The sequence below is a fragment of the Microcoleus sp. A003_D6 genome, assembly GCF_036702825.1.
GTDB lineage: Bacteria > Cyanobacteriota > Cyanobacteriia > Cyanobacteriales > Microcoleaceae > Microcoleus.
Genome location: NZ_JAUBWA010000007.1, coordinates 25,504 through 37,775 on the forward strand (window position 1 = coordinate 25,504; position 12,272 = coordinate 37,775).

Genomic DNA, 12,272 nt, shown 5'->3' on the forward strand with positions numbered 1-12,272 from the left:
AAAGGCTGTAGGGGCGGGTTCGCCAACAATATATAACGATAACCAACAATCTAAATAAACCCGCCCAACCCCACCAATCGCCCATCAAAAGGCTGTAGGGGCGGGTTCGCCAACAATATATAACGATAACCAACAATCTAAATAAACCCGCCCAACCCCACCAACCGCCCACATCAACCAGAAATTTGCATCGAATATTACAATGTGGATGATGATTGTTCGTTGGGTGGGGCGGGTTTTCGAGATTGTTTGTTTTTGGCGATTATGGTTGGCGAACCCGCCCCTACAGCATTGAGGATGATACAATTCCCAGTCAAAGGGAAATGATATTATTTCTATCGATCGAAAAAGGGCGATAGCCAGTTGCCTAGACTCCGAAGCGTTGGGCTTTGCCGACTGTAAGGCAGGGCGCGGTCAGTAGTTGCGGATCGAAACTGTAGAGAACGCATCTATCATATAATAAAAGCAAAATCTATATTTCCCAAAAAAGGGAACCAGGAGACAATTATGGCATTTCCCCAGGATTGGAAAAGTTGGGAAGCACAAATAGCCCGACTGATTGCTCAAGCATGGTTGGACGAAGCTTTGTATAACCGCCTACTCAACGAGCCCGCAGCCACGCTGCGAGACAATGGGTTAATTCTGGAAGATTTCGTAGAAGTCCAAGTAAATCAGAGTCCGAATGCAGTTCCCGTCCTTCGAGGTACTGAAGGGGAGACGGTTATTTACGAACTGCCCCTACCTCCCAAACCCGATAATCTGACAGACGCAGAGATTAGCAGTTGGCTTGAGGGGCGGGCTAAGACATTCCCAGGCGGAATTAATGCCTGTTGCTCCTAAAGTCCCTTTAGCTTGTCTCAAGCTGCACCTTTAGCTTGCCAGTTTTTCGGCCCCGCTTGTCTAGTCACAGCGGGGCCACTTCAGGAGAGTTGGTGTTTCTGGGGTTGACAAGCGGATGCGACTGCTGTATTTTTGCAATTAATTGCCCGAACAAGATTAACTCCATCTACCAGAGGAATATATTATGTCAGTTTTGCAACAAGAGTTGACGGTTAGCGAACTGGAAATGTCAAAGGCGATCGCCCTGGCTTGGTTAAGTGGTGTTGCTGAAGGTACGATGATTGGTGAAATGCCATTGCCTGCGAAACCCGATAATTTGATAGAGGAACAGATTAGCAATTGGATTGATGGGCGGACTGAGATATTACCAGGCGGACTTAGGATCTGTTGCTCCTAAAGTTCCTTTAGCTTGTCTCAAGCTGCACCCGTAGCTTGCCAGTTTTTCGGCCCCGCTTGTCTAGTCACAGCGGGGCCGCTTCAGAAGAGTTGGTGTTTCTGGGGTTGACAAAAGGACGCGACTGTTGTATTTTGGCAATTAATTGCCCGAACAAGATTAGGTTTATCTAACAGAGGAATACATTATGTCAGTTTTGCAACAAGAGTTGACGGCGAGTGAACAGGAAATGTCAAAGGCGATCGCCCAGGCATGGTTAAGTGGAACTCTCTAGTTGCAGCGGGGGCGATCGAAGAGATTTAGCTTTTCGGGCGATCGACTATACTTAATTTATAGATTTAAATTTTTAAGAGTATGGAAACCGTAAATATCGATCGAGCTAAAACGAATCTCTCAGAACTATTATCCCGTGTAGAACTTGGAGAAGAAATCATTATTTCAAACGGATCTATCCCAATAGCAAAGTTAGTTCCGTTTCGTAGTTCATCCAATCGGCGACTTAGTTTAGGGCAAGATCGAGGGATATTTATTGTGCCAGAGGACTTTAACGCTCCTTTACCAAAAGAGATTTTGGCAGCATTCGAGGGAGAGGAAAAGTGAAGCTTTTGTTGGATACGCAGTGTTGGTTGTGGTGGTTTGCCCAACCAGAAAGATTGAGCGAGGAGGCGATCGTACAAATTGTTGATGAAACGAACGAATTGTGGTTTTCTGTTGCTAGTATTTGGGAAATAGGTATAAAGTTGCGATCGGGATACAGCAGATTCCATGTATATACGGTACACACAATCTTGTCGCAAGTAAGGTGCGTCGCCACCAGTCAACCTACAAGTTCCATTTAACCTCTCACAGCGACGCACCCTACAAAACTCTCTAAATCTCAACCGCAGTAGTAGGGTGCGTCGCTGGTCGAATCGAAAGTAAGTAACGAGAATTGTTGGTAGCGACGCACCCTACAAGGGCTGATTAGCTGGTCGCCGTCTTCCGGGTGACAATTAATAGTCCTTATTTTTCCGAACCTACTTCCCTTATTTTTTGAGTCATAACAGCTACAACCCTTGGAAATTCGTAACACCCCCTGGAATTAGGGGCAAAATGCCCAAATTAACTTCCGCTATTTTCCGAAATCGCTTCCGTTATTTTGAAACCAGCAGAGATCCACTCGTCAGCTAGTGCGTAACTGCGGACTCTTGCCCCAGAACCCACCAAAACCGGATAAATCAAATTATCTTCAGTCCACTCTTGCAGCCATTCGCGGGCAGTCTTGTCCGAAATCCCAAACCAGGGCGCAACATCTGAAACACCGATAACAAAGGGATTTTCCACTCCATCCAAAACCCTTGCCAAAAGTCGCGTGAGGAGTTGCTGAGAACGACGCGATAGTTCTTCCCAGGGTAAGGCATCAGCAGCAGCACCTTGATAAAGAGATTTAGCTTTAGCTTGCAGTTCATCCGCCGCACGGGCCATCGTCTCCACAAAATAAACCAGCCAGGGAGTATGGTCTGGGTCATGGCGACCTTCATAAAAGTCCACTGGTAGCCCCATCTGCAAAGAACTGTAATAGCGATCGCGATCGGCATTAAAATACTCATCAAACGAGAAAAACCCCCGCATTCGGTAGCCGGAACGCCACAGTTCAGCAGTAGCCAGAAGTCTCCCCGTGCGACCGTTCCCGTCGTTAAATGGGTGGATGCTGAGGAAGCGGTGGGTGAGGATAGCCGCACGGATAGGGGCTGACAATTCTGCTGCTGCTGTTGAAGATAGCCAATCGACTAATTCCCGCATTAGCACAGGTACGTCCCCCGGTTCAGGCGGCCCGTAATCGATCGCCCGCGTAACTGTATCCACCACCGGACATTCTGTAATGCGATACTCGCTTTTGCTACCCCGCCGCCCGCGACCGCGTACAATAACAATGCGGTGCAGTTCTTTGATAAATGCTTCTGTAATCGGGGTTTGGGCTTCAGCGAATTCTTCAACTCGGTCTAGGGCTCGCCAGTAGTTGCGGACTTCCTGTTCAGCATCACTGCCAGTGCGCGAACTCCTCGCGATCGCACGTCGCACCGCCGCTTCATCCAAGGGATTACCCTCAATTTGTGTCGAACTGCGGGTACTTCGTTGCAAAGCATCGTGGCGCAGGCGTAGAGTCGTATCAGGTGGCAGCGGTAGCACGTCGATGACAGCCCGCGCCGCCTCGATAACTCCCAAATGCGTGACGAGATCGTGACTATAGGAAAAGCGGGGAACAAAACTCATGTACTAATAGTATACTTTGCCGTTGAACGGGCTGAGTTGTTTTCCAGAGGGGGTTGACAAGAGAACGCGACTGTTGTGTAATAATTCTATCAATTTGACCGCTCAAGATTTAGGTGTATCTACCAGAGGAATATATTATGTCAGTTTTGCAAGAGTTGACGGCGAGTGAACAGGAAATGTCAAAGGCGATCGCGCAGGCCTGGTTAAGTGGAGTTCCTGAAGGTACGGTGATTGGTGAAATGCCCCTACCTCCTGCCATAATGTAATAAGATAAGTAAACTCGGAGGCTCAATCGCGATGTACGTAACTTCCGACAAATCAATGGGTAAAGTTTTAACAACGCTGACCGTCAAAAATCGTATTGATGAAGCTAACGCAGCCAAAGGGCTGATTTCCCCCAATCAAATACGTTCCATCACACTAAATAACGTTTTGGTAGATACGGGTGCAACTACATTATGCCTGCCAGCTTGGGCGATCGCACAACTCGGTCTTGAACTGCTTAAAGAAGTAGATGTTGCTACTGCAACTGGACTTAGCAAAGCACGAATTTTTCAGGATGCCAAAATATCTTTATGTGGTCGAGAAGGCACTTTTGAATGTTTAGAATTACCAGGAGGTCGAGATGCTTCGATCGGGGTAATTCCCCTAGAAGCTTTGGGATTAGAACCAGACCTACGCAACCAAACTTTAAGGGTTTTACCTTCTGAATCTGTAGATACGTACTTGACAATTCTGTAGAAGATATACAAACTTCAGTAAATCGATCCATTCAAAAATTATATTAATACCCTTCAGGATGCTCAACCAACCAAAGTTTAAAAATTGCTTCACAGTCGAAATCGTCAAATCAGTCGGAGTATTCCTAATCTCCGAGTCAGATTCCTTCGTCCTCTCAGGCCACCTTTACGAACTATTAACCCCCTTAATTAACGGCCGCAACACCGCCGACGAAATCGTCAACCAACTGCGAGGTCAAGCCTCACCCCCAGAAATTTACTACACCCTAGCCCTGCTCGAAAAACAAGGCCACCTGATCGAAAACGACACCTCCCTCCCCGATGAAACAGCCGCCTTTTATACCCTGTTAAACATCTCCCCCCAACAAGCCACATCCCGCTTGCAATCCCTGAAAGTTGCCGTCATCTCCTACAGCCAAATCCCAGCCGAAGCTTGCATTAGCGCCCTAGAAACCCTCGGCATTCAAGTCTCAACCACCGCAGATATCACCGTCATCCTAGCCGACGATTACCTGCAACCAGAACTGGGCGAATTCAACCAAAAAGCCCTCCAAACAGGCAAACCTTGGCTACTCGTAAAGCCTACAAGTTCCACAATTTGGATAGGACCAATTTTCCACCCCGAAACCACCGCCTGCTGGGAATGTCTCGCCCAACGCCTGAGAGCAAATCGGCCCACCCAAAGCTTCATCCAGCGTCAAAAACACTACTCAAAACCCTTATTAAATCCCCCATCTTACCTACCTTCCACCTTACAAATCGGTTTAAATTTAGCCGCCGCAGAACTAGCCAAATGGATCGTCCAAGGCAATAATAAAACATTAGAAAACACCATAGTTGCCTTTGACACCAAAACCCTCAAAACCACCAACCACACCGTAACCAAACGCCCGCAATGCCCCGAATGCGGTTCACCTGGGCCCCAAGAAATCCAACCTTTCGTCCTCCAAAGCCAGAAAAAAACCTTTACCGCCGACGGCGGACATCGCGGCTTTTCCCCAACCGAAACCCTGCAAAAATTTGACACCCAAATCAGTCCGATAACTGGAGTTGTGCGCGGTTTGCTCAAAGTTCCCCAAACAACCAATGCTTTAACACCAAACTACTTAGCCGGCCACAATTTCGCCACCATGTTCGATGACTTATTCTTCCTCAAAGAAAACCTGCGGGGAAGAAGTGCCGGCAAAGGCAAAAGCGACGAACAAGCCAAAGCCAGCGCCTTGGGAGAAGCCATTGAGAGATATTCCGGCGTATTTCAAGGCGACGAAATCTGCAAAAAAGGCAGCTATCAAACAATGGGAGAAACCGCCATTCACCCGAATGATTGCATGGGATTTAGTGAAACACAATACACAACTCGCCACGAATGGAATAGAACCTGTCCCAGCTTCTTTCAAAGAGTCCCCGAACCCTTCGATACCAGCCGAGAAATTGACTGGACACCAATTTGGTCATTAACTAATCAACGAGTCAAATATTTACCCACAGCTTACTGTTATTACGGCTATCCCAAACCCGAAAAACCCGACTGTTGGTCAGACTCCAACGGTTCCGCCGCCGGCAATACCAAAGAAGAAGCAATTTTGCAAGGATTTATGGAATTAGTCGAGCGAGATAGCGTCGCCTTGTGGTGGTACAATCGAGTTAAAGTCCCCGCCGTTGATTTAGATAGCTTTAACGATTCCTACATTCAAGAACTCAGAAACTACTATCAAAGTATAGGGCGCACTCTGTGGGTTTTAGACCTCACCAACGATTTTAACATCCCCGTTTTTGCCGCCCTTTCTCACCGCACCGACAGAGAAATCGAAGACATCATCTTCGGTTTTGGCGCACATTTTGACCCCCAAATTGCCCTGTCTCGCGCCTTAACAGAAGTCAACCAATCGTTACCCTCAGTATTAACTTTCAACGCCGATGGTAGCACCAATTACGGCCTGTGCGACGGCCTCACCGTCGAGTGGTACAAAACCGCCACCCTAGAAAATAAACCTTATTTAACGCCCGATCCTTCTCAACCTTTAAAATTGCTATCTGACTATCCCCCCTTAGCCAGCGACGATTTAAAAACAGACGTTGAAAAGTGCGTAAAAATAGCTGAAACATTAGGCTTAGAAACCTTTGTTTTAGACCAAACCCGGCCCGACATTGGCTTAAATGTTGTCAAAGTTATAGTACCAGGAATGCGGCACTTTTGGAAACGCTTAGCACCGGGGCGACTTTACGACATTCCGGTGAAATTAGGTTGGCTAAATGCACCCATCCCAGAACAACAAATCAACCCATTCCCCATATTCTTTTAATTTGAATTATGAGTGAAACCATCCCCCAAATCATCCTTTCTTTTAAGCCCGAGATTTCTATCGTTGAGGAACCGGAAAAAGGCTTAATTTTAAAAGCGCCCTACATCGAATTCAACCTCAGCAAACTCTCCCCCGGAATCGCCGCCGCGATTAAAGTTATTTGTGCCGAAGGCGCAACGGAAAAAGCCCTAACTCAACTGGTAGTTGCTACCGATGGCAGTTCCGCCCTCGCTAAATTCTACTACTACCTAGAACAATTTGTCATCCTGGGTTTAGTTTACCACAGTTTAGAAATTGACGGAAGTGCGATCGCTACAGTCGTCCCCATAGCCACACCCTATAAATGGCATTTATCTGAAATAGTTACTGATAGTCAATACCAACTTTCACGCTTTGCCTATTGCCACTCAGAAAAATCCCATCTAGTTGTCGAATCTCCCCTTTCCAAAGCAAAAATCATTCTCAAAGATTGGCGCAGCGCAGCTTTAATCAACGAACTTTCGCAACCTAAAGCCATCTCCGATTTAACCAAAATCCCCGGAATTTCTGAAGCCACAGCCCGATTATTTATCAGCTTTTTGCTAACTACTGAAATGCTATCACCTGTTAACGATGATATCAGCTTAGAACAGAGTGAAACTCTAACTCAATGGGAATTCCACGATTTATTATTTCACACCCGCAGTCGCGGCGGCCGCCATTCCAATCTAATTGGCAAAACCTTCAGGTTTTTAGGACAAATCGAACCCACACCCGTACTCAAAGCCAAACCATCCAACGAGATTATCAATCTGTATAAACCCGACATCGACAGTTTAAAACAAACAGATACACCTTTTACAGCAATTTTAGAAGCAAGAAAGTCAATTCGGGAACACGGAAAAAAACCGATTACTGTAGAACAATTTGGAGAATTCCTCTATCGTTCCGCGAGATTGCGCGAGATTGTCCCCAGAGATAACATGGATTGCAGCAATAGACCTTATCCAACCGGAGGCGCTTGCTACGATTTAGAGATTTATACAGCTATCAATTCCTGTGAAAACATAGATGCTGGCTTGTATTATTATGCACCCCAAGAGCACCAACTTTGTAAAATTTCCGGCAAAACAAAGCAGGTAGAAACCTTACTAAAAAGTGCAGGTTTGTCAGTGCAAATAGAGGTAGAACCACAGATTTTAATTCTGCTATCCTCTCGGTTTTCGAGAGTAAATTGGGGCTATGAATCAATGGCCTACAGCCTAATATTAAAGCACGTTGGGGTTTTGTATCAAACCATGTATTTAGTGGCAACAGCGATGAATCTCGCGCCGTCGGGAGTTGGCGGGGGAAATTCCGAGTTATTTGCAGCGGCGGCGGGGTGCGATTATTTTGCAGAATCTTCCGTAGGGGAGTTTATATTAGGAAGTCGGTGATTAAAGCCGAAAATATTGATGCAGAAACCCGCTTTTTGACCTCCCGCGTAATATCATGTCCGCTTGATTGACCGCGATTTCAGTAGGGGCGGGTTCGCCTAAATCTTTGCCACCCATAGACAAATGATAAAAACCCGCCCCCACCCCACCCATCAATTAACAATTAATTGAATTTAACGGTGTGGTGGGGATGGTTGTTTGGGGTTATTTGTGGGGTGGGGGCGGGTTTTAGAGATTTTGCGTTTATATTAGAGATTTTGGCGAACCCGCCCCTACAAATTTATGCAAAATTTTACATGGATTTTATGAACCCAAATCATAACTCTCTGGCAACCATTCAGGCCGACTCAAGGCCTGTAGGGTGCGTCAGCTAGAACACTGACGCTTGCAAGGGAAACGAGAAACGAGCCGTGGCACCCTACAATAGACCTCTTGCAAAAATATCTGGGACGGGCTCTCCGGCCCATCCCACAAAAAGTTTTTTTCTTGTGGAATGGGCCGGAGAGCCCGTTCCAAAATTTGATTAAAAGGACTTTTGCAAGAGGTCTAATACTATTTTAAATGCTCCACAGCTTATCCTAAAAAAGATTCCTCAAACAACCTCGCTCCCAAAAATAAAAAAGAGCCTTCTCCGAAGCGATTCACATCACCGCCACGTATCAACTCCCAGACTTCTCAACCAAGCTCAGCACCCACCTTTACAGGGTAGCGTGTCAAACCACTTTTTTCATAATTCCTGATTTATTTCGCAATTGCCTCTTGACTCTCCTGCTAACTGGAGACTTTACAATAGAGTTAATTCATTTATTGAGCGGAGTAGTTTCTGCTGAGGTTCAAACTATGACTTTACAGCTAAAAGTTCCCAAGATGGCTTGTTCTGCTTGTGCAAATACAATAACAAAAGCAGTCCAAGCCATTGACTCAGCCGCCGCTGTTGAGGCGGATATCAAGACAAAATTGGTCGCGATTCAAACCGCTAAGTCGGAAAGTGAAGTTAGGAAAGCGATCGCATCTGCTGGCTATCCAGCTATTTAAAGACTGAAGGTAATTGTCTAATTTAGGAGGGCATCTATGGACAATCTCACACTTAAATTGCGGGGCATGAGTTGTGCTTCTTGTGCTTCCTCTATCGAACAAGCAATTCAATCGGTTCCGGGCGTAATTGAGTGTTATGTAAATTTTGGCATGGAACAAGCAACCATCCAATACGACTCCAAGCAAACCAACTTAGAAACAATTCAATCGGCTGTTGATGCTGCGGGATACCAAGCTTTGCCGCTTCAAGAAATGGCGGCGGGTGAGGATGATTCCGAACAAGCCGATCGCAAATCTGAATCTCAAAACTTGCAGCGGAAACTCTGGAGTGCAGGTATCATCAGCATCCTGCTGGTTGTGGGCGCTATTCCGGCGATGACGGGTTTGCACCTGCCATTTATTCCCGCATGGCTGCACAATTATTGGCTGCAATTAGTGCTGACATCACCAGTACAATTTTGGTGCGGCAAATCGTTTTATGTGGGAGCTTGGAAATCCCTAAAACGGCGCGTCGCAACAATGGATACCCTGATTGCTTTGGGTACGAGTGCTGCTTACTTTTATTCTGTATTTGTGACATTTTTCCCGGGTTTCTTCACCGCCCAAGGTTTGACTCCTAGCGTTTACTACGAAGTTGCTGCTAGCGTTATCGCCTTAATTTTGTTGGGGAAAACCATCGAAAATCGGGCGAAGGGAGAGACTTCCGAGGCAATTCGGAAACTCATGGGTTTGCAAGCGAAAACTGCTCGGATAATTCGCAACGGGGAAGAGTTGGAAGTGCCATTAGCCCAAGTGGAAATTGGCGACCTCGTGCAGGTGCGGCCGGGCGAGCAAATCCCCGTAGATGGAGAGGTGATTGAAGGCTCTTCGACGGTAGACGAAGCAATGGTTACGGGGGAAAGTTTGCCTGTCAAAAAGCAGCTCGGCGACGAAGTTATCGGAGCGACAATTAACAAAACTGGCAGCTTCAAGTTTCGGGCGACAAGAGTTGGCAAAGATACATTTTTAGCTCAAATTGTCAAGATGGTGCAGGACGCCCAGGGGTCAAAAGCACCGATTCAAAAGTTAGCAGACCAAGTGACTGGTTGGTTTGTACCCGCAGTAATTGCCGTCGCTTTAGCTACTTTTATTATCTGGTTTAACGCGACGGGAAACTTCACTCTAGCCACTGTGACAATGGTGGAAGTGCTGATTATTGCCTGTCCCTGCGCTTTGGGTTTGGCGACTCCGACTGCTGTGATGGTCGGCACGGGTAAAGGTGCAGAAAATGGGATTTTAATTAAAGGAGCAGAGAGTTTAGAATTGGCTCATAAAATCCAAATTATCGTGTTAGATAAAACTGGCACTCTCACAGAAGGCAAGCCGACTGTCACTGATTTTGTGACAATTAAAGGAACGGCGAACAGCAATGAGTTAAAGTTGCTGCAATTTGCTGCGTCTGTAGAGCGAAATTCGGAGCATCCTTTGGGGGAAGCTGTTGTTAGATACGCTCAATCTCAAGAGGTTAATTTGACGGATGTTAAGGATTTTGAGGCGATCGCGGGAAGCGGCGTGCGCGGGGTTGTAGGCGGAAAGTCGATCGCCCTGGGAACGCTGAGGTGGATGCAGGAACTAAGCTGCGATACTGAATATCTGGAACTGCGCGCCAGAGCTTTGGAAGCTGCGAGCAAAACGGTTGTTTGGATGGCTGTAGAGGGCAAAATAGAGGCAATTCTGGGCATTGCGGACGCCCTCAAACCGTCGTCAGCGCAGGCGGTGAAAGCACTTCAAAAACTCGGTTTGGAGGTGGCGATGCTGACTGGGGACAACCGCGCGACGGCGGAGTCGATCGCCCGATCCGTTGGCATTACTCGCATTTTTGCCGAAGTTAGACCCGACCAAAAAGCAGCTCAAATCCAAGCCCTGCAAGGGGAAGGAAAAATTGTCGCGATGGTGGGAGATGGGATTAACGATGCACCGGCTTTGGCCTTAGCGGATGTGGGAATTGCGATCGGCACCGGCACAGATGTGGCGATCGCAGCCAGCGATATTACCTTAATTTCAGGAGACTTGCAAGGAATAGTTACAGCAATTCAACTTTCCCGCGCCACCATGCGAAATATTCGGGAAAATCTGTTTTTTGCGTTTATTTACAACATCGCTGGAATACCGATCGCCGCTGGCATTTTGTACCCGATTTTCGGCTGGCTGCTCAATCCAATTATCGCCGGCGGAGCAATGGCTTTCAGTTCACTTTCGGTAGTTACTAATGCTTTGCGGTTACGGAATTTTCAAGCCAAATCTATTGGATAAACTTAGTCATCAGTCATCAGTCATCAGTCATCAGTCATTAGACCTCTTGCAAAAATCCTTTTAATCAAATTCTGGAACGGGCTCTCCGGCCCATTCCACAAGAAAAAAAATTTTGTGGGATGGGCATCTTGCCCGTCCTAGTTATTTTTGCAAGAGGTCTATTAGTCATCAGTCATTAGTCAACAGTCAACAGTCAACAGTCATCAGTCATCAGTCATCAGTCATAGGAGAAATTAGAAAAATGTTGAACCAACGCCAAATCTTAGGAAGCCTCGGAAGTTTAGGAATTATAATAGGAATTGCATCGGGAGTTCGAGCAAATCAAATATCAATCCATCATTCAAATTCTACCGCTCAATTTCGACATATCGAACAGCCGTTAAGTTTAAAAATTGGCGTAACAGCAGGCGGATTGACATTAATTGGTTTAGAACTGTGGTGGTTTTTGTTCAGTAAAAATAAAGCTAAAACCAGGTAAACTTGGTCGGCGCGGTTTTTTCCAGCAAGATATCGCTAAAATTGAGGAAGCTTAAAAAATTTGGAGTGAGCTAAATGCAACTACTACACACGATGCTCCGAGTCGGCAACCTGGAAGAGTCCCTCAAATTTTACACCGAGGTTCTGGGGATGAAATTGCTGCGGCAAAAAGACTATCCAGACGGTAAATTTACTCTGGCTTTTGTTGGCTACGGCGACGAATCCGACAGTACAGTTTTGGAATTAACATACAACTGGGGCGTCGCAGAGTACAATTTAGGGGATGCTTACGGTCATATTGCGATCGGCGTTGACGACATTTACGCTACTTGCAATGAAATCAAAGCCCGCGGCGGTAAAGTTATTCGCGAACCCGGGCCGATGAAGCACGGTTCAACTGTCATCGCTTTTGTGGAAGATCCAGATGGATATAAAGTTGAATTAATTCAACTGGGAAATCAAAGCAGCAGCAGTCAGAAAGTAGCTGCGGAAGCAGCATCTTAGTCTTCGCAGTCTGCGTAGG

The 12,272-nt window shown here is 46.5% G+C and carries 13 protein-coding genes; 12 read left to right on the forward strand and 1 reads right to left on the reverse strand.

Translation table 11 applies throughout. The features are described from left to right. The first annotated feature begins 507 nt into the window (after positions 1–507). The 4 genes from QUB70_RS03660 to QUB70_RS03675 all read left to right on the forward strand — a co-directional run bounded on the left by QUB70_RS03660 (position 508) and on the right by QUB70_RS03675 (position 2,073). On the forward strand, positions 508–840 hold the full coding sequence (locus QUB70_RS03660; protein ID WP_332978388.1) for a hypothetical protein: 333 nt from the start codon (positions 508–510) through the stop codon (positions 838–840). A 184-nt stretch (positions 841–1,024) separates the two neighbouring features. Next, positions 1,025–1,237, forward strand: a complete 213-nt coding sequence (locus QUB70_RS03665) for a hypothetical protein (RefSeq protein ID WP_332978390.1) — start codon at positions 1,025–1,027, stop codon at positions 1,235–1,237. Positions 1,238–1,588: 351 nt separating this feature from the next. Beyond that, on the forward strand, positions 1,589–1,834 hold the full coding sequence (locus QUB70_RS03670; RefSeq protein ID WP_332978392.1) for a type II toxin-antitoxin system Phd/YefM family antitoxin: 246 nt from the start codon (positions 1,589–1,591) through the stop codon (positions 1,832–1,834). Further along, positions 1,831–2,073, forward strand: a complete 243-nt coding sequence (locus tag QUB70_RS03675; protein WP_332978393.1) for a type II toxin-antitoxin system VapC family toxin — start codon at positions 1,831–1,833, stop codon at positions 2,071–2,073. Before QUB70_RS03670 ends, QUB70_RS03675 begins: the two co-directional genes overlap by 4 nt. Positions 2,074–2,335: 262 nt before the next feature. Here QUB70_RS03675 and QUB70_RS03680 read toward each other — a convergent pair whose 3' ends face one another. Continuing rightward, a complete protein-coding gene (locus QUB70_RS03680; protein WP_332978394.1) occupies positions 2,336–3,487 on the reverse strand; it encodes a Fic family protein in 1,152 nt (383 codons plus the stop codon). 137 nt (positions 3,488–3,624) lie between these two features. Here QUB70_RS03680 and QUB70_RS03685 point away from each other — a divergent pair, with 137 nt between their 5' ends. The 8 genes from QUB70_RS03685 to gloA all read left to right on the forward strand — a co-directional run bounded on the left by QUB70_RS03685 (position 3,625) and on the right by gloA (position 12,253). After that, positions 3,625–3,753, forward strand: coding sequence for a hypothetical protein (locus QUB70_RS03685; protein WP_332978396.1), 129 nt, complete (start codon positions 3,625–3,627; stop codon positions 3,751–3,753). 31 nt (positions 3,754–3,784) lie between these two features. Further along, entirely contained in the window at positions 3,785–4,228 is a 444-nt protein-coding gene (locus QUB70_RS03690; RefSeq protein ID WP_332978397.1) for an aspartyl protease family protein, read from the forward strand. Positions 4,229–4,286: 58 nt separating this feature from the next. Beyond that, the gene (locus QUB70_RS03695) at positions 4,287–6,530 is read left to right on the forward strand and encodes a TOMM precursor leader peptide-binding protein (RefSeq protein WP_332978399.1); all 2,244 of its coding nucleotides are present in this window, start codon (positions 4,287–4,289) and stop codon (positions 6,528–6,530) included. A gap of 8 nt (positions 6,531–6,538) precedes the next feature. After that, positions 6,539–7,945 (forward strand): SagB family peptide dehydrogenase, encoded by a 1,407-nt coding sequence (locus tag QUB70_RS03700; RefSeq protein ID WP_332978400.1) that lies wholly within the window; start codon positions 6,539–6,541, stop codon positions 7,943–7,945. A gap of 759 nt (positions 7,946–8,704) precedes the next feature. Beyond that, a complete protein-coding gene (locus tag QUB70_RS03705; protein WP_442927698.1) occupies positions 8,705–8,980 on the forward strand; it encodes a heavy-metal-associated domain-containing protein in 276 nt (91 codons plus the stop codon). A 36-nt stretch (positions 8,981–9,016) separates the two neighbouring features. Then, positions 9,017–11,272 (forward strand): heavy metal translocating P-type ATPase, encoded by a 2,256-nt coding sequence (locus QUB70_RS03710; RefSeq protein ID WP_332978402.1) that lies wholly within the window; start codon positions 9,017–9,019, stop codon positions 11,270–11,272. Positions 11,273–11,513: 241 nt separating this feature from the next. Beyond that, on the forward strand, positions 11,514–11,750 hold the full coding sequence (locus tag QUB70_RS03715) for a hypothetical protein (protein ID WP_332978403.1): 237 nt from the start codon (positions 11,514–11,516) through the stop codon (positions 11,748–11,750). A 74-nt stretch (positions 11,751–11,824) separates the two neighbouring features. Then, positions 11,825–12,253, forward strand: a complete 429-nt coding sequence (gene gloA, locus QUB70_RS03720; RefSeq protein WP_332978404.1) for a lactoylglutathione lyase — start codon at positions 11,825–11,827, stop codon at positions 12,251–12,253. Positions 12,254–12,272: the final 19 nt, after the last annotated feature.